The organism is Rhodococcus sp. B10, assembly GCF_011770055.1.
Taxonomy (GTDB): domain Bacteria; phylum Actinomycetota; class Actinomycetes; order Mycobacteriales; family Mycobacteriaceae; genus Rhodococcoides; species Rhodococcoides kyotonensis_B.
The window spans coordinates 23,509-42,027 of the sequence record NZ_JAAFYV010000018.1 but is presented as its reverse complement, the minus strand read 5'-3'; the positions used below and the strand labels follow the sequence as shown (position 1 = coordinate 42,027).

13 protein-coding genes are annotated in these 18,519 nt (G+C 65.6%); 10 read left to right on the top strand and 3 right to left on the bottom strand.

Annotated features, from left to right (window positions below):
* Positions 1-9 precede the first annotated feature (9 nt).
* Positions 10-609, top strand: coding sequence for a TetR/AcrR family transcriptional regulator (locus RhoFasB10_RS13680; RefSeq protein ID WP_068424557.1), 600 nt, complete (start codon positions 10-12; stop codon positions 607-609).
* Complete coding sequence (locus tag RhoFasB10_RS13675; RefSeq protein WP_167676801.1) at positions 606-2,231, top strand: acyl-CoA dehydrogenase family protein; 1,626 nt, start codon at positions 606-608, stop codon at positions 2,229-2,231. The genes RhoFasB10_RS13680 and RhoFasB10_RS13675 overlap by 4 nt, the downstream gene beginning before the upstream one ends.
* A gap of 25 nt (positions 2,232-2,256) precedes the next feature.
* Here RhoFasB10_RS13675 and pgi read toward each other — a convergent pair whose 3' ends face one another.
* Positions 2,257-3,906, bottom strand: a complete 1,650-nt coding sequence (gene pgi, locus RhoFasB10_RS13670; protein WP_167676799.1) for a glucose-6-phosphate isomerase — start codon at positions 3,904-3,906, stop codon at positions 2,257-2,259.
* Positions 3,907-3,986: 80 nt separating this feature from the next.
* On the opposite strand from pgi, the gene RhoFasB10_RS13665 reads away from it, so the two are divergent.
* Positions 3,987-5,438, top strand: coding sequence for an NAD-dependent succinate-semialdehyde dehydrogenase (locus tag RhoFasB10_RS13665; protein WP_167676797.1), 1,452 nt, complete (start codon positions 3,987-3,989; stop codon positions 5,436-5,438).
* An 82-nt stretch (positions 5,439-5,520) separates the two neighbouring features.
* Here RhoFasB10_RS13665 and RhoFasB10_RS13660 read toward each other — a convergent pair whose 3' ends face one another.
* Positions 5,521-5,811 carry a chorismate mutase gene (locus tag RhoFasB10_RS13660; protein ID WP_068424545.1) on the bottom strand — a complete coding sequence of 97 codons (291 nt, stop codon included), beginning with the start codon at positions 5,809-5,811 and terminating at the stop codon, positions 5,521-5,523.
* 315 nt (positions 5,812-6,126) lie between these two features.
* Between RhoFasB10_RS13660 and pcrA the strand changes: the two genes are divergently transcribed.
* A complete protein-coding gene (gene pcrA, locus RhoFasB10_RS13655; protein ID WP_167676795.1) occupies positions 6,127-8,577 on the top strand; it encodes a DNA helicase PcrA in 2,451 nt (816 codons plus the stop codon).
* Positions 8,578-8,952: 375 nt separating this feature from the next.
* On the opposite strand, the gene RhoFasB10_RS13650 is transcribed toward pcrA, so the two are convergent.
* The gene (locus RhoFasB10_RS13650) at positions 8,953-10,014 is read right to left on the bottom strand and encodes a M23 family metallopeptidase (protein ID WP_068424540.1); all 1,062 of its coding nucleotides are present in this window, start codon (positions 10,012-10,014) and stop codon (positions 8,953-8,955) included.
* A 247-nt stretch (positions 10,015-10,261) separates the two neighbouring features.
* Here RhoFasB10_RS13650 and RhoFasB10_RS13645 point away from each other — a divergent pair, with 247 nt between their 5' ends.
* The 6 genes from RhoFasB10_RS13645 (at position 10,262) to RhoFasB10_RS13620 (ending at position 18,492) form a co-directional block, all read left to right on the top strand.
* Complete coding sequence (locus RhoFasB10_RS13645) at positions 10,262-12,079, top strand: hypothetical protein (RefSeq protein WP_206030910.1); 1,818 nt, start codon at positions 10,262-10,264, stop codon at positions 12,077-12,079.
* Between the two features lie 146 nt (positions 12,080-12,225).
* Positions 12,226-13,389 carry an ADP-forming succinate--CoA ligase subunit beta gene (gene sucC / locus RhoFasB10_RS13640; protein WP_068424535.1) on the top strand — a complete coding sequence of 388 codons (1,164 nt, stop codon included), beginning with the start codon at positions 12,226-12,228 and terminating at the stop codon, positions 13,387-13,389.
* Between the two features lie 8 nt (positions 13,390-13,397).
* Positions 13,398-14,309 carry a succinate--CoA ligase subunit alpha gene (gene sucD / locus RhoFasB10_RS13635; protein WP_068424533.1) on the top strand — a complete coding sequence of 304 codons (912 nt, stop codon included), beginning with the start codon at positions 13,398-13,400 and terminating at the stop codon, positions 14,307-14,309.
* Positions 14,310-14,442: 133 nt separating this feature from the next.
* On the top strand, positions 14,443-15,501 hold the full coding sequence (locus RhoFasB10_RS13630) for a sugar diacid recognition domain-containing protein (protein ID WP_167676793.1): 1,059 nt from the start codon (positions 14,443-14,445) through the stop codon (positions 15,499-15,501).
* Between the two features lie 95 nt (positions 15,502-15,596).
* Positions 15,597-16,790 carry a glycerate kinase gene (locus RhoFasB10_RS13625; protein ID WP_167676791.1) on the top strand — a complete coding sequence of 398 codons (1,194 nt, stop codon included), beginning with the start codon at positions 15,597-15,599 and terminating at the stop codon, positions 16,788-16,790.
* 19 nt (positions 16,791-16,809) lie between these two features.
* A complete protein-coding gene (locus RhoFasB10_RS13620) occupies positions 16,810-18,492 on the top strand; it encodes an L-lactate permease (RefSeq protein WP_068424528.1) in 1,683 nt (560 codons plus the stop codon).
* The last annotated feature ends 27 nt before the right edge of the window (positions 18,493-18,519 follow it).

Sequence of the window (18,519 nt, the reverse complement as noted above, 5' to 3'; positions counted from 1 at the left end):
ATCCTTGACATGCCGTACCGCCGCACGGAGTCCGTGCAAGCCAGGCTCGACGCCGGCAGAGAGAAGCTGTTCGCGTCCGCCGTCGAGGTGCTGTCGACGCAGGGCTACAAGGGTCTGTCCATCGCTTCCGTCGCCGCAGCGGCCGGTGTCTCGGCGGGGAGTGTCTACACCCATTTCGAGAACAAGTCCGATCTGGTCGTCGCGATCTTCCGTGAAGTATGCGGCCGCGAGGTGCAGGCCGTCGCCGACGCGGGTGCGCGCGGCACCGTCGTCGAGCGGGTCACGGCCATCGTCGAGACGTTCGCCGGCCGCGCGATGAAGAACCGGACCATGGCCTACGCGCTGCTCGCCGAACCCGTCGATGCCGCCGTCGACGCCGAACGGCTCGTCTTCCGCCGAAGCTTCACCGACGCCATCGCCGGCGCGATCACCGCCGGCATCGCCGCGGGGGACGTGCCCGAACAGAACGCACAGCTGGCGGCGGCCGCACTCGTCGGTGCCGTCGGCGAAGTTCTGGTGGGGCCGCTGAGTCCGGATCGACCGCCGGGCCCTGACGTCGTCCCCGATCTCGTCGCATTCGCCCTCCGCTCGTTAGGAGTTCGTCCATGACATTTCCCGCCACGCACAGCGTGTTCAACCAGGTCCCCGATCTACTGCCCTACGACACGTCCGACGATGCGTCGCTGCTCGAAGGTCTCGCGCGCGAGGGAGCGCAGTGGGCGTACGACGATCTCCGCGAGCTCGGAGATCTGGCCGGCAGTGTCGAGGCGCAGGAGTGGGGGCGACTGGCCAACGAGCATCCACCCGTGCTTCACACGCACGATCGTTACGGCAACCGCATCGACGAGGTCGAGTTCCATCCGCACTGGCACAACCTGATGTCTGTGGCTGTCGCGGGCGGTTTGCATGCGACCCCGTGGCAATGCGACCGTTCCGGCGCCCACGTCGCACGGGCCGCGAAGTTCTACGCGTGGGGCCAGGCCGACGCCGGACACATGTGCCCGATCTCGATGACGTACGCGGCAGTGCCTGCACTGCGGCACAATTCGGAATTGGCGGCGTTGTACGAGCCGTTGTTGGCGTCGACGCACTACGACTTCGGACTCCGCGTGCCGACGCAGAAGCGAGGCCTCATCGCAGGGATGTCGATGACGGAGAAGCAGGGTGGCTCCGACGTACGCGCGAACACGACCACGGCGGTGCCGTCCTCGGACGGGACCTTTTCTATCGTCGGGCACAAGTGGTTCACGTCTGCCCCGATGTCCGACATGTTCCTGACGCTCGCGCAGGCACCCGGAGGGCTGTCGTGCTTCCTGCTGCCCCGCGTCCTTCCCGACGGTTCGCTCAATCGCATTGCACTGCAACGACTCAAGGACAAACTGGGGAACAAGTCCAACGCGTCGAGCGAGATCGAATACCAGGGTGCGACGGGATGGCTCGTCGGCGAGGAAGGACGCGGCGTCCCGACCATCATCGAGATGGTGAACATGACGCGGCTCGACTGTGTCATCGGCTCGGCGGCCGGTATTCGTGCGGGGACGATGCGGGCGGTGCACCACGCTCGGCATCGCGAGGCGTTCGGTGCAGCGTTGGTCGATCAGCCACTGATGCGGAACGTGCTGTCGGACTTGATCATCGAATCCGAAGCGGCAACCACCGTGATGATGCGGTTGGCCGGGGCGACCGACCGCGCCGCCTCGGGTGACACGCATGAGGCCGAACTGCGCCGAATCGCGTTGGCCGTCACCAAGTACTGGGTGTGCAAGCGGGCGCCGTCGCACGCAGCCGAGGCGCTCGAATGTCTCGGCGGCAACGGCTACGTCGAGGAATCGGGCATGCCCCGGCTGTACCGGGAGTCGCCGCTGATGTCCATCTGGGAAGGATCGGGCAACGTCGCGGCACTGGACTCCCTGCGCGCGCTGGCCAAGCAGCCCGACACCGTCGAGGCGTACTTCACCGAGGTCGGCCTTGCAGCAGGCGCGGACTCTCGACTCGACGACGCCATCGCCCGCGTCGGCAAGGAGCTGGCCGACCGGTCCGACATCGAATACCGCGCCCGACGCGTCGTCGAGTCGATGGCCCTGGTGCTGCAGGGGTCCCTGCTCGTGCGTCACGGGGATCCTGCGGTCGCCGACGCCTTCTGCGCCAGCAGGTTGGCGCAGGACTGGGGTGGGGCCTTCGGCACCTTGCCGACGGGGGTGGATACGGCAGCGGTGCTGGCAAGGGTGTGAGCGGGGCTGCTCCCGAGCGGCGTAGCTACTTCGCTCGACCCCGCTGATCCCGGTACCACCGGACCAACGCGTCGGTGGACGAGTCGGATTGCGCTGCAGGTGCTTCGGCGTCGGTCAAGACCGGTGTCAGTTCCAGCGCCTGCGTCTTGCCGAGTTCGACGCCCCACTGGTCGAACGGGTCGACGCCCCACACCATGCCCTCGACGAATACCTGGTGCTCGTACAGTGCGATGAGCTGGCCGACGACCGACGGCGTCAGCTTCGGAGCGAGAATCGACGTCGACGGACGATTGCCCGGCATCACCTTGTGCTGCACCACATCCGACGGTGTTCCTTCCGCGGCGATCTCGTCCGCGGTCTTGCCGAATGCGAGGACCTTGGTCTGCGCGAAGTAGTTGCTCATCAGCAGGTCGTGCATGCTGCCGCTGCCGTCGCGCGTCGGGAGATCGTCGGTGGGCTCGGCGAATCCGATGAAGTCTGCCGGGATCAGTCGCGTTCCCTGGTGCAGCAACTGGTAGAACGCATGCTGACCGTTGGTTCCTGGCTCACCCCAGAAGATTTCGCCGGTCGACGTCGTCACGGGTGATCCGTCGGCCTTGACGGACTTGCCGTTGGACTCCATCGTCAGCTGCTGCAGATACGCAGGGAAGCGCGCGAGATCGTTCGAATACGGCAGCACCGCACGGGTTTCCGCGCCGAAGAAGTTGTTGTACCAGAGTCCGATGAGGCCGAGCAGCACCGGCGCGTTCTCGGCAAGGGGAGCGGTACGGAAATGCTCGTCGACGCGGTGGAAGCCGTCCAGGAATTCTCCGAACGCCTCCTTTCCGATGACCGCCATGACCGACAGGCCGATCGCTGAGTCGACCGAGTATCGTCCGCCGACCCAGTCCCAGAATCCGAACATGTTGTCGGTGTCGATACCGAAATCGGCGACGCGTTCCGCGTTGGTCGACACTGCCACGAAATGCTTGGCGACGGCGTCCTCGCCGAGCGAGTCGACGAGCCAGCGTCGCGCAGCCGTTGCGTTGGTGAGCGTTTCGAGAGTCGAGAAGGTCTTCGACGCGATGATGAACAACGTCGTCGCCGGGTCGAGTCCGTCGAGCGCCCCGACGAGATCGGCAGGGTCGACGTTGGACACGAATTTCGCCGAGATGCCTGCGTCGGCGTAGTGGCGCAGTGCCTGATAGACCATGACGGGTCCGAGGTCGCTGCCGCCGATACCGATGTTGACGACGGTCTCGATCTTCTTGCCCGTCGCGCCGACCCATTCGCCGGAGCGGACACGATCGGTGAATTCGCCCATCCGCGTGAGGACTTCGTGAACATCGGCGACGACGTTCTGTCCGTCGACTTCCAACCGAGCGTCGGCGGGAAGGCGGAGCGCGGTGTGCAGAACTGCGCGATCTTCGGAGGTGTTGATGTGCTCGCCCGCGAACATCGCGTCGCGACGGCCTTCGATGTCGGCTGCGCGGGCGAGTTCGACGAGAAGAGACACTGTCTCGCGGTCGATTCGGTGCTTGCTGTAGTCGATGTGCAGATCGCCCGCGGTCAAGGTGAACTCGCGCCCGCGATCCGGGTCGTCGGCGAACAGAGTTCGCAGGTCGGTCTCGCCGATGGAGGAGTGATGCGCCTTCAGGTTCGTCCAGGCCTCGGTGCCCGTGATGTCACTGCTCATATCGACAAACCCTAGTGGGCAGACGGCCCGAGTGCGCGCCTTCTCGTTTGCTGTGCAGACAGCAAGGGCAGACTGAAGGTATGCACACCTCAAAGCTCATCGAATCGATTCCTGCGAAATTGTGGATCGGCGGCCTCGCGGTCGATGCCGAGAACGGTGCGACGTTCGAGGTCAAGGATCCTGCTACCGGCAAGCCTCTCACCCGGGTCGCCGACGCCAGTGCGAGCGACGCGATCAAGGCGCTCGACGCGGCCGCAGGCGCCCAGAAGTCCTGGGGCAAGACTCCCGCTCGTGAGCGCGGCGAGATCCTGCGCGCGGTGTTCGAGAAGATCACGGCACGCGCCGACGACATCGCGGCCGTCATGACGCTCGAGATGGGTAAGGCTCTTGCCGAATCGAAGGCCGAGGTCAAGTACGGTGCCGAATTCTTCCGATGGTTCGCGGAAGAGGCCGTTCGCGTCGACGGCCGCTACACCCCGGCGCCTGCGGGCAACGGACGCATCCTGGTCACCAAGATGCCCGTCGGACCGGTTCTCGCCATCACGCCGTGGAACTTCCCACTCGCGATGGGGACTCGGAAGATCGGACCCGCGCTGGCGTCTGGATCGACGATCATCGTCAAGCCCGCGAGCGAGACGCCCCTGACCATGCTGTTGCTCGCGCAGCTGTTCGCCGAGGCAGGACTGCCCGAGGGTGTCCTGTCCGTGCTGACGACGTCGAAGTCCAGCGCGGTCAGCGCACCCTTGTTGGAGGATCCGCGGCTGCGGAAGCTGACGTTCACCGGCTCGACGGAGGTGGGCCGCAAGCTCGTCGAGCAGTCTGCAGGCAGCTTGTTGCGGACGTCGATGGAGCTCGGTGGCAATGCGCCGTTCGTCGTGTTCGACGACGCGGACATCGACGCGGCCGTCGACGGTGCGATTCTCGCCAAGCTGCGCAACGGCGGCGAGGCGTGCACCGCTGCGAACCGTTTCCACGTCGCCAACAGCGTTCGCGAGGAATTCACGGCGAAGCTCGTCGAGAAGATGAAGACGTTCACGCTCGGACCCGGCATCGATCCCGACACCAAGCTCGGGCCGCTGATCAACGCCGACCAGCTGAGCAAGGTCCAGGAACTCGTCGACGACGCCGTGAACGCCGGTGCGACGGTGGCGCTGGGCGGCGAGGCCGCAGGCGGTGACGGCTACTTCTATCCCGCGACCGTTCTGACCGACGTTCCTGCGAACGCACGAATTCTGAAGGAAGAGGTCTTCGGACCCGTCGCACCGATCGTCGGATTCGACACAGAGGAAGAAGGAATCGCGGCCGCGAACGACACCGAATTCGGTCTCGCGTCGTACATCTACACGCAGGGGCTCGATCGAGCGCTACGGGTCGCCGACGCCATCGACAGCGGCATGGTGGGCGTCAACCGCGGAGTCATCTCGGACGCGGCGGCGCCGTTCGGTGGTGTGAAGGCTTCCGGCTTCGGTCGCGAAGGGGGAAGCGAGGGGATCGAGGAGTACCTGGAGACCAAGTACATCGCTCTGAGCTGACCGAAACGCTCGTTGTGCACGGGTTGCCTTGCACAACGAGCGTCGGGGGTTGTCCAGCTACCGGACGTACAGGGACCGGTGTCTAGCGGCCGAGACGTCCGCGGCCGAGGCGGAGAAGAAGCATTGCAAGCGTGTGCCCTTCCTGGCCGAGGGCGCTGAAGCGGTCGAGAACCTTCATCTCACGGCTGTGGACCATGCGAGGACCACCGGAAGCCATACGGGTACGGCCGATCAACTGCGAGACCTCGGTGCGGCGCTGGATGGCGGCCAGGATCTCGGCGTCCAGGCGGTCGATCTCCTGGCGGAGATCGTCGATCTCTGCCTCGGTCGACGGCAACGTGGATTCGGAGTCGCTCTGCGTGGTGGATGCCATTTTCTCTCCTAGTGTCACTTCGTGGATCGTTGGCTTGTTCGTCACCGTTACGCGGGTGCGTGGGTCGGAATGTCGGGGATTACATGAAGAAACCCCGGACCCTCGTAAAAAGAGGACCTCGGGGCGCGCATTGCTACCGACAATCCCCTTGTCTCGTCGCTGGTAGATCGACCGACGGCAGGAGGCGGCGACGGACGGCTGTTTCGATCACCGATCCAGTTTGCCACTCGGATGCCGCCCGTGAAAAGTCGGCTGTTCGTGCGACGTCCTCGGCGATGACGTCCTGTCGGTCCCCACCGGTAATCTGGTTGCGCGATGAACACGAATCTTCAGGTTGTACCGATGCCAGGTAAGAGCAAGTCGGAAGCGCTGTTGGAGGGGCTGAATCCCCAGCAGCGCGAGGCCGTGGTGCATTCTGGATCGCCGTTGCTCATCGTCGCAGGTGCAGGCTCGGGTAAGACGGCCGTCCTGACGCGTCGCATCGCCTACCTCCTGGCCGAGCGGGGCGTATCTCCCGGGCAGGTGCTGGCCATCACGTTCACCAACAAGGCTGCCGCCGAGATGCGTGAACGTGTTGCAGGTCTCGTCGGTCCACGCGCCAACAGCATGTGGGTGTCGACGTTCCACTCCAGCTGCGTCCGCATCCTGCGCAGCCAGGCATCGTTGCTGCCGGGTCTGAACTCGAACTTCTCGATCTACGACGCCGACGACTCGCGTCGCCTGCTGACGATGATCTCCAAGGATCTGCAGATCGACACGAAGAAGTTCTCGGCGCGGTTGTTGGCCACGCACATCTCCAACCTGAAGAACGAACTCATCGGTCCCGAGGACGCCGCAGCGGACGCGGAGAAGGAGACCGTCGAGCTGCCGAAGCTCATCGCGCGCGTGTACGGCCACTATCAGCAGCGCCTCCGCGCCGCGAATGCCATGGACTTCGACGACCTGATCGGCGAGACCGTCGGGCTGCTTCAAGCTTTTCCGCAGGTCGCCGAGTACTACCGTCGGCGGTTCCGCCATGTGCTCGTCGACGAGTACCAGGACACCAACCACGCCCAGTACATGCTCGTGCGTGAGCTCGTGGGCCGCGAGGATTCCGACGGGGCACTCAAGGGCACCGTCGAGCCGGGGGAGCTGTGTGTCGTCGGTGACGCCGATCAGTCCATCTACGCGTTCCGTGGCGCGACGATTCGCAATATCGAGGAGTTCGAGCGCGACTATCCCGATGCGCGCACCATCCTGCTCGAGCAGAATTACCGGTCGACGCAGAACATTCTGTCGGCGGCCAACTCCGTCATCTCGCGTAACGCGGGCAGGCGCGAGAAGCGGCTGTGGACCGACTCCGGCGAGGGCGAGCTGATCGTCGGCTACGTCGCGGACAACGAGCACGACGAGGCGTCGTTCGTCGCGTCGGAAATCGATCGGCTGGTCGACGGCGAAGGCGTCCGCTACGACGAGGTCGCGGTCTTCTATCGCACCAACAATTCCTCCCGTGCGCTCGAAGAGATCTTCATCCGCCTCGGGCTGCCGTACAAGGTCGTCGGCGGCGTTCGGTTCTACGAGCGCAAGGAGATTCGCGACATCGTCGCCTACCTGCGTGTGCTGTCCAACGAAGACGACACCGTCAGTATGCGTCGCATTCTCAATGTGCCCAAGCGCGGAATCGGCGATCGTGCCGAGGCGTGCGTGGCCGTGCATGCCGAGCAGCGCGACATCAGCTTCGCTCGGGCTCTGCGCGACGCGGCCGACGGCAAAGTTGCGCTGCTCAACTCGCGTGCGCAGAAGTTGATCGGACAGTTCCTCGATCTGCTCGACGAATTGCGTGACGTACTCGGCACCACGGACGGCGACGGCAACGACATCGCCGACATCGGTGACGTCGTCGAAGCCGTGCTCGATCGGACGGGCTACCGCGCCGAACTCGAAGGCAGCAGTGATCCGCAGGACGGCGCGCGCCTCGACAACCTCAACGAATTGGTCAGCGTCGCAAGAGAATTCACGTCGGAGGCGCGCAACCTGGCGGCCGTCGAGGCGGAGCTCGACACCGATGACGTCGTCGACGAGGATGCCGACGACGACGAGGGTCTGCCCGAGCCCGGTTCGCTTGCGGCCTTCCTCGAACGAGTGTCCTTGGTTGCCGACACCGACCAGATTCCGGACTCCGGCACAGGCGTCGTCACGCTGATGACGCTGCACACCGCGAAAGGTCTCGAGTTCCCGGTCGTCTTCGTGACGGGCTGGGAGGACGGCCAGTTCCCACACATGCGGGCACTCGGTGATCCGCACGAGTTGTCCGAGGAACGCAGACTCGCGTACGTCGGCATCACTCGGGCGCGTCATCGGTTGTACGTGACGCGCGCGATCATGCGTTCGGCATGGGGTCAGCCGATCAACAACCCCGAATCGCGCTTCCTGCAGGAGATTCCGCAGTCCTTGATCAATTGGAAGCGCGAGGACCCGGGTATCTCCGGCCGCGCGATCGGCGGTGGACGGCCGCGATCCGGATTCGGTGGCGGCTTCGGCGGTGGTGGATTCGGGGGCGGTGGGTTCGGCGATCGGCCGTCGACCCCCAGCTTCGGTGCGCCCCGACCCAAGAACAACACGCTGGTGCTGGCCGTCGGCGATCGCGTCAACCATGACAAGTACGGCCTCGGAACGGTCCTCGAGTCCACCGGAAGCGGTACGTCGGCCATGGTGCTCGTCGACTTCGGCACGTCCGGTCGCGTCAAGATGATGCTCATCGGTGGCGTGCCGATGACCAAGCTGTAGCTCCGCGATCCTGGGGTGGCGAGTGGCGACGCGTCGCCGAGGGTGACCGAGGGCGTCCTTCGGTCACTCTGAGTGACCGGATGAGGCCCTCGGTTGGGCGCGGGGCGCGGGGTGAGCGAATGACGCCTTGGGTCACTCTGAGTGACCGGATGAGGCCCTCGGTTGGGCGCGGGGCGCGGCGCGAGCGAATGACGCCCTGGGTCACTCTGAGTGAGCGAATGAGGCCCTCGGTCGGCGCGGAGCGCGGGGTGAGCGAATGACGCCTTGGGTCACTCTGAGTGACCAAATGACGCCCTCGCTCCGCCAAAGGTGACCGAATGTCACATTCGGTCAGAAAAACCAGGGGCCAGAGAAGGCGTACGACGCCGACTGAACTCAGTCCTGCTCGGGACCGAGGCTGATGCCGCGGGATGCCAACCAGGGCAGCGGGTCGATCTTGTTTTCGCCGGGCAGGTGCACCTCGAAGTGCAGGTGAGGTCCGGTGGAAAAACCGCGGTTACCCATGCGCGCGATCTGGTCGCCTGCCATGACTTCCTGGCCGACGGTGACGTTGGCGCTGTCGATGTGGCCGTACACCGTGATGGTGCCGTCGGCGTGCTGCAGACGAACCCACATGCCGAACCCGGATGCAGGACCGGCGTCGATGACTTTGCCGTCGGCGACGGCGAGGATCGGTGTACCGATGGCGTTCGCGATGTCGACACCGGCGTGGAGGACGCCCCAGCGGATGCCGAAGTTGGATGTGTAGGTTCCGACCGCCGGGAGGACGAACAGCGGGCGTCGTGCCGCTGCTTCGCGGGCGGCGCGTTCTTCGCTGAAGCGCTGGCCCTTGGCGAGCAGGTCGTTGAACTGGCTGAGATCGACCGGGTTCGCGACGTTCAGGATCTGCGGGGCCGACGACGGCGAAGCCGCAGCAGTGTCCGTTGCGTAGTCGGCGGCCTCGGGGGTGGTCGTCGCGGCGATGCCGGGGGCTGCGGGAGCCGCTCCGGCTGCGAGCGCAACCTCCTCGGACGAGCTGGCGGCGGCGGGTTCGTGATCGACGACGGCCTGGCCCGCTGCGACAACGGCACCGGCGGCAACGGCGAGAACCGCTGCGCGGCCCTTGAGTGCGGTGGGAGGCGTCGGAATGCGGTGCGCTCCGCCTCGGCGGGCGACGGCCTCGATGGTTTCGGTCACGGAGTCGTCGGCTGCGTCGTCCATCTCGGACACATGCAGCTCGGAGTCGTGATAGGTCTTGGCTGCGCCGTAGCTGCTGGCGAAGTAGTCGTACCGGCTCGACTCGAGGTTCTCGGCCTCGGAGCCCCAGCTGGTGTCCCGGGTGTACACGGTGTCCTCGGTAAACACGGTGTCGGGCGAGTAGACGGCAGGTGCGCTGTCGGTAACCGCTGCCGGCTTGACGAATCGGCTTGCGGTGAAGGACGCGCGGTGTTGCGACAAGACCTGCGGCCTCCGTTTCGTGATCTGCTCGTGACTTAAGACTCGGCAGACGGTAACGAAACGATTGCAAGCGGCGCAAGTTTTACGGGCCCCGCGGTCGGATATGTGAGATGGCTCACAACGTGAACAGGCGAAACGCGGAGACGCCCGGGGGTCTCCGACAACGCGGGAGTACCCCCGATTCCGTTGTCGAAACACGACGAGCGCATCACGTGTTCCCGGGGCGACGAACGATAGCGTCTGTCGTGTGGCGTCCTCATCTCAGATCCACCGGTCCGACAAGGCTTCCCCTCGAGTGATCGAGGGCAGGGCACAGGACGACAAGGGCGCTCGCCCTCCCGCGATCGCGGCCGCGGCGGTCGCGTCGATCGCAGCGAGTCTCGCGCTCGCCGTCGTCGTTCTCGACCCCGTGAGTGCGACGTCGGGTGATGGCCCGACGGGCGGCCTCGTCGGCGCGAGTCTGGTGGCGTCCGTCCCTCTCGCGGTCGTCGCCGTCGGCGCCTGGCTGGCGGTCGTTCGCAGTCCTGCACTGGCCGGAGCCGTGACGGCGGGATACGGGGCGGTGGCCGTCGGACTGACCGTTCTCGATCTCGGCCTGCTCCTGGATCCGATCGACGCGAACCGGCTGGAGCTGTTCCGCCCGATCACCGCAGCGGTGCTCGAGCCGAGCGCAGGCGCCTATGTGGTGGTGGCGTCGCACGCACTCGCAGTGCTTGCCGGCCTGCTCGGCTGGATCGCGGTCGGTCGAGCATCGCTGAGCGACGGGTACGGCCAGTCGGCCAGCCCGGACCTGACCGGGCGCGCCGCCGCCGCACGCGTCGGCGGTCTGCTGTCGACGGTGGCCGTGGTGGCGGCCGTGATCGGCGCGGGGGCCCTGTTCGTTCCGCCGTTCGTCTCGACCGATTCGATCGTGCTCGTGCCTGCGGTCGTCGAGTCGCCGTGGACGACGGCCGTCGGCTCGGCTCTCGCCGCATTGGCAGTCCTCGTCGTCGCGGCGTCGGCACTGGCATCGATCTCGCCCGTCGTCGCGTCGGGCGCGTTGTTCGGTGCGGGTGCGGCACTGATCGGTCTGACCGGGTCGCGGCTGCTCGCCGGTCTGGCGTCCGGCCCCGGGATCGAGGTGTCCCCGGGCTCCGTCGCGGGGACGGCCGCTGCCGTCGTCCTTCTCGCCGCCGGGGTCACGGCATGGCCGGTGGCAGCCGCGCGTGAGCGTCGGGCAGGGTCCGATCGCGTCCGTCGGTCGGGGCTCGACGACGGACATCTGTCGTCGACGCGGTGGCACGTCGTCGCAGGTGTGGCCGGTGTCGTGTCCGGCGTGGCGTCGATCGCAGGTGGGCTGCTAGCTGTTCTCGTCGTTCCCGACGGTCTGCCGACACCGACGATCCTCGCGACCCGCACCGCCGTCATCGCCGGGTTCGTTCTCGTCGTCGCGTCGGTGCCGCTGTTCTTCTCGCTGTTCGCGGCAACGGTCCGCCCTGCAACGGGTGTGCTGAGCGTGTCCGTCGTGATGACGGGCGCCGGCGTACTGCAGGCCGTCGTGCTCGCAACGGACATCGACGGCATCGCGATCGGATCCGGCGGGCTGGCGATCATTGTCGCCGTCGTCGCGGCCGTGGTGTGCGGTTCCGCGACGCTCCTGGCGGGAAGCGCGGAGCGTGACGACGTCGACACGTCCGACACGACGGGAGACCGCGTCGTCGGCGCGGTTGCCTTGCTCGGTGCCGTCGTCGCCGCGATCGGTCTCGCGCTCCCGCTCTACAGCGGCTCCGACGTCACCGCAGCCACGGTGACCGAAATCCCGTGGGGTTGGGACGTGTGGGGCCAGATGGCTCTCGCGGTGACATTGGTGGTTGCGGCCGTCGTCGCTGCCCGTTCGAGGCCTGCGCGCGGTGCCGCGCTTCTGGCGGGCGGGTCGGCGGCCGTCGTCGTCTACGTGGTGGGCTGGCCGCTGACTTCCGGGCGTGCGACGGACCCGACGGTCGGTCCAGGTGTCGTCGCCGGAGCCCTCGGCTGCGTGATTCTCGTTGTGGCGGCGCTGCTTTCGGCTCGACGGCGCGCTCGATGAGACCTGGGACACATGCCGCGTACCGGTGAGATAGACCACATAGGTTCCGGGTGGGCGATGAAGCCTCCGGGCACCTGGATAAAGTCGATGACCGGACCCGCTCACACCCCTTGAGCGGGCGTCAACGTAGACGAGACGGTGAGCTGATGGATCTCTTCGAATACCAGGCGAAGGAATTGTTCGCCAAGCACGACGTACCCACGTCCGCAGGCCGTGTCACCGACACGGTTGCTGGTGCAACTCAGATTGCCGAGGAAATCGGCAAGCCTGTGATGGTCAAGGCACAGGTCAAGGTCGGCGGTCGAGGCAAGGCCGGCGGCGTCAAGTACTCCAAGGACGTCGCGGCAGCTACCGAGAACGCAGAAGCGATCCTCGGCCTCGACATCAAGGGCCACGTCGTGAAGAAGCTTCTCGTTGCAGAAGCCTCCGACATCGCCGAGGAGTACTACATCTCCTTCCTGCTCGACCGCACCAACCGCACCTACCTCGCGATGTGTTCCGTCGAGGGTGGCGTGGAGATCGAGGTGACGGCCGAGGAGAACCCGGACGCACTCGCGAAGATCCCGGTCGATGCCGTGAAGGGCGTCGACCTCGCATTTGCTCGTGATATCGCTGAAAAGGGCAAGCTGCCCGCCGAGGTGCTCGACGCCGCTGCGGTGACCATCCAGAAGCTGTGGGAAGTCTTCATCAAGGAAGACGCGCTTCTCGTCGAGGTCAACCCGCTGGTTCGCACCCCCGACGACCAGATTCTCGCGCTCGACGGAAAGGTCACGCTCGACGCGAACGCAGACTTCCGCCACGAAGCCCACGCGGACTTCGAGGACAAGGACGCGGCCGATCCTCTCGAGGCCAAGGCCAAGGAGAACGACCTCAACTACGTCAAGCTCGACGGACAAGTCGGCATCATCGGCAACGGCGCCGGACTGGTCATGTCCACGCTGGACGTCGTCGCATACGCCGGTGAAGCGCACGGTGGCGTCAAGCCTGCCAACTTCCTCGACATCGGAGGCGGCGCCTCCGCAGAGGTCATGGCTGCAGGCCTCGACGTGATCCTCGGTGACGAGCAGGTCAAGAGCGTGTTCGTCAACGTCTTCGGTGGCATCACCGCGTGTGACGCTGTCGCCAACGGCATCGTCGGCGCGCTGAAGAAGCTGGGCGACGACGCCAACAAGCCGCTGGTAGTGCGTCTCGACGGCAACAAGGTCGAAGAGGGACGCAAGATTCTCGCCGACGCCGCGCACCCGCTGGTGACGCTCGCCGGAACCATGGATGAAGGCGCCGACAAGGCCGCCGAGCTGGCAGCGAAGTAGAGGAAACCATGTCTATCTTTCTGAACAAGGACAACAAGGTCATCGTCCAGGGCATCACCGGTGGCGAGGGAACCAAGCACACCGCCCTGATGCTCAAGGCCGGCACCAACGTCGTCGGTGGCGTCAACGCACGCAAGGCCGGCACGACGGTCAAGCATGTCGACGCACAGGGCAACGACATCGAGCTTCCCGTGTTCGCTTCGGTCGCCGAGGCAATCGAGAAGACCGGTGCGGACACCTCCATCGCGTTCGTTCCCCCGGCATTCTCCAAGGACGCCATCGTCGAGGCGATCGACGCGGAGATCCCGCTGCTCGTCGTCATCACCGAGGGCATCCCCGTGCAGGACTCCGCTTACGCGTGGGCCTACAACGTGGAGAAGGGCAAGAAGACCCGCATCATCGGCCCGAACTGCCCCGGAATCATCACGCCCGGTGAGGCTCTCGTCGGCATCACCCCGGCGAACATCACCGACAAGGGACCCGTCGGCCTCGTCTCGAAGTCCGGCACCCTGACCTACCAGATGATGTACGAACTCCGTGACTTCGGCTTCTCGACGGCCATCGGCATCGGTGGAGACCCGGTCATCGGTACGACGCACATCGACGCCATCGAGGCGTTCGAGAACGACCCCGAGACCAAGCTGATCGTCATGATCGGTGAGATCGGTGGCGACGCCGAAGAGCGTGCGGCCGACTACATCAAGGCCAACGTGACCAAGCCGGTCGTCGGCTACGTCGCAGGCTTCACCGCTCCCGAGGGCAAGACCATGGGCCACGCAGGCGCCATCGTCTCCGGCTCGTCGGGCACGGCTCAGGCGAAGAAGGACGCGCTCGAGGCTGCAGGCGTCAAGGTCGGCAAGACGCCGTCCGAGACCGCTGCACTCGCTCGCGAGATCCTGGAATCGCTTTCCGTGAAGTAAGCAGTTCCTGTCGAAAGGGCCCGTCGCGTCAGCGGCGGGCCTTTTTCGTACGCTCTATCGGCATCGATGTCACGTGGCAACCGTTAGACGGTTGTGGTGGTCCATCGATGCGGTCGTGGAAGGGAGTACCAGCGTGCTGACTGCAGAGCTCGCCCAGCGAGTCGTCGACCAGGTGCGTCCCGTGGTCGAGCACAACGTCAACATCATGGACGACCGCGGCGTCATCATCGCGTCGGCCGACCCGTCCAGGCTCGGAACGAGTCACGACGGGGCCATCGCTGCGCTCGCGAAGCGAGACATCGTCCGGATCGCGCGCGACCGCGAGCAGTCCAAGGCCGGTGTCAACGTGCCCCTGGTGATCGACGGGGAAGCCGTCGGAGTGGTGGGCGTGACGGGCAAGCCGTCGGTCGTCGAACCCGTTGCGCGCGTGGTCGTCTTGACGGTGATGCTGCTGGTGCGTCAGGAACAGCAGCTCGTCGATTCGCATTGGCGTGCATCGACTTTGCGAGACCTGCTGAACACGTTGATCAGTGAACCGAGAGTGTCCGAGGCGCGTGTGAGCGCCGTGCTCGACGATGTGGGACGACCCAGTCGTCCTCCGTGGAGTGTGCTGGTCGCGTTCGACACGGCAGGCACGGACGCACAGCCGTCGAGGTTGGAGTCCTCGATGACGGGACTCGACAACGTCGTCGGCATCGAACGCGCCGGTGTCGTCTGGTTTCTGCTCGGACGAGCGAACGACGGAGTGCGGAACGTGGTGCTCGACAGGCTGCGCTCGCGTGGTGCGACGGTCGTCGCCGGACGTCCGTCCGCGACGACTGCGGAGCTCGTCGTCGACGCCAAACGTCTCGACATCCTCACTCGCACAACGAAAGTGAACGACAGTGGCGTTCACGAGCTGAGTGGGTTCGCTCTCGAGATCCTGCTGGCGCAGCAGGCGACGGAACTGTCCACGGACTGTGCGTCGCGCACCCTCGGACCGTTGTCCGCCACGTTGCGTCACACGGCCGCGGTCGTGTTGGCGCACGATCTTTCGGTGGTGGCGTCGGCGGCGGCATTGCACGCGCATCGCAATACCGTCGTGCAGCGGTTGAACCGCATCCAAGCTCTGACCGGGCTCGATCTCCGTACGTTCGACGACGCGGTCACGATGCGCATCGCATTGGCAGCTGAATCGATCAACCGAACGTAGAGAGTGCGCGACGCACTGATACTTGGGTGAAATCGATCCGATCTATGTGTCCGACGCCTATATCTGGCCGAATCTTTGTGACCTAGCCTACAGGGATGGAGCAAAAGAGACTTACCGTCGTCACGGCTCCGGACTCGTTCAAGGGCTCCTGCTCTGCGTCGGAGGCCGCTGCGGCCATGGCCGACGGAGTACGGGACGCCCTGGGTCCGGCGGTGACGGTGATCGAATGCCCGCTGGCGGACGGCGGGGAGGGCACGCTCGACGCTCTCGCGGCGGGATTGAACGCCGATATCCGTGAGGTCGATACCGTCGACGCCATCGGGCGCCCTCGTCGTGCTCGGGTCGCCGTATCCGCCGACGGCACAACGGGAGTCATCGAGGCCGCGGAAGCGAACGGACTTCCGCACGTGTCCGATGTGGACCTCCAGCCGATGCGCGCAGACAGTTACGGGGTCGGGATCCTGGCGCGTCATCTGATGGACGAGGGTGTCACCGACATCCTGCTGTGCATCGGCGGCAGCGCGAGCAACGACGGAGGCATGGGCTTCGCGAGTGCGCTGGGTGTGAAGTTCCTCGACGAGTCCGGGGTCGAAGTCGCCAGCGGTGCGCAGGGATTGGGCGATATTCGCTCGGTCGACATGACGGGTAGGCATCCGCGTGCAGCCGATGTACACTTTCGCGTCGCGCTGGACGTCGACAACCCGCTGCTCGGAAGCCGAGGCGCTGCATCGGTTTTCGGGCCGCAGAAAGGCGCGACTCCGGAGCAGGTTCGGGTCATCGACGCCGGGCTCGCGAATCTCGCGGCGGTTCTTGCCGATTCGACGGGTGTCGATGCGCGAGAGCTGTCGGGCGCGGGTGCTGCAGGCGGAATGCCTGCGTGCCTGTCCGCAGTACTGACGACCGAGTTTCTTCCGGGCTCCGAACTCGTGATGGGTGCCGTCGGATTTCGTGAGCTCTGCGCGCAGGCGGATCTCGTCCTGACCGGTGAAGGCTCGTTCGATTCGCAGTCGTTGAACGGAAAAGTCGTTGCAGGCGTCGCCGGTGCGGTACCGTCCGGGTGTCCCGTCGTCGTGGTGGCGGGGCGAGTGATGCTGGATCCGAAGGAAGCTCGGGATGCGGGCATCACCGCAGCCGTGTCGATCGCCTCCGGACCGTCGACTCTGGTCGAGATGACCGATGAGGCAATCGATCTGATTCGTAGCAGCGCCTCGCACATCGCCGCCATGTACGGCACCTTCTCCCCCTCCCTGGGTCATTCCGCAGGCTCCACTCCTGCAGCTGATTGCTAGAAAAATCGAAAGAGACCTGATGTTTCAACAGATCAACGATCCCGTCGGCGGGTCCCTGGCCCTGTCGGCCCTGGTCGCTGCCATCCCCCTCGTCACGATGTTCGTGCTGCTCGGCGTGTTTCGCGTCAAGGCGCACCTGTCGGCCCTGACCGGACTGGCCATCGCGCTGATCCTGGCCGTGGTGGTGTGGAGCATGCCCGTCGGACAGACTCTCAGTGCGGCGGCCGCCGGTGTCACCTACGGCCTGACCCCGATCCTCTGGATCTTGATCACCGCGTTGTGGATCTACCGACTCAGCGCCGACACCCCGTGGTTCGAGACGTTGGGAACGACCATCCGGTCGATCTCCAACGACCTTCGAATCCTGGCTGTTCTCATTGCCTTCTGCTTCGGAGCCCTGCTCGAGTCGCTCGCAGGCTTCGGTGCGCCGGTTGCCATCACGGCCGCAATGCTGATCGCGACGGGCATGAACCCGATCAAGGCCGCAGTCATCTGTCTGCTCGCCAACACCGCGCCGGTCGCGTTCGGATCGATGGGTACCCCGATCATCGCACTGAACGGCGTCACGGGAATCGAGCTGCACGAACTGTCCAGCATGGCCGGTCGTCAGACACCGCTCGTCGCCATCATCGTGCCGATGCTGCTCGTCCTCCTGGTCGACGGGAAGCGCGGCATCAAGCACACGTGGCCGGTCGCGCTCGTCGCGGGCTTCGTCTTCGGTCTCGCACAGTTCCTGGTGTCCAACTACATCGCGGTCGAGCTGACCGACGTGCTCGCCGCAGTCGCGACGATCATTGCGGTACTGGCGTTCCTGCGCGTCTGGCAGCCGAAGGAGATCATCTCCAGCACCGAGCCCACGGATGCCGATCGCATCGAGACCGGCGGAATCGACGGCGGCGGTACCGGATCGTCCGGCACCGCGACGGCGGTCACCGGTGCAGTCGTCGTCAAGCGGCCCCCGCTGCGTCACGTTCTGATGGCTGCAGCTCCGTACCTCGTCGTCATCGTGATCTTCTCGATCGCTCAGATTCCGGCCGTCAAGTCCGCGCTCGTGGGAATCGGTAGTACGACGTTCCAATGGCCGGGTCTCGACGTGGTCGATGCCGACGGAAATGCCGTTGCCGCACAGAAGTTCAAGTTCGACCATCTCGCCGCGACGGGAACCCTGCTGCTGCTCTCGGGCATCATCACGATGGGTATCTACAAGATCAGCCCGATGCGGGGCATCCGCACGTTCGGCGCCACCCTCGTGCAGCTCAAGTGGACGATCGTCACCGTCACGTCGGTGCTCGCGCTGTCGTTCGTCATGAACCTGTCGGGTCTGACCACATCGCTCGGACTGGCGCTCGCGTCGACCGGCGCGTTCTTCGCCGTCCTGTCGCCGATCATCGGTTGGCTGGGCGTCGCGCTGACCGGCTCGGACACGTCGTCGAACTCGCTCTTCGGCGCCATGCAGGTGACCGCGGCCGATCAGACCGGCTTGTCGGCCACGCTGATGGCAGCGTCCAACTCGTCGGCAGGCGTCATGGGCAAGATGCTGTCGCTGCAGAACCTGGCCGTCGCATCCGCCGCGGTGGGCGTCGTCGGCTCGGAGAGCACACTGTTCCGCAAACTGCTTCCGTGGAGCCTCGGACTGCTGGCCGTCATCACGGCGCTGATCGTGCTCCAGTCCACACCGGTCCTCGGCTGGATGGTTCCGTAGCAACTCGCCACGGTAGCGTCGTAGACA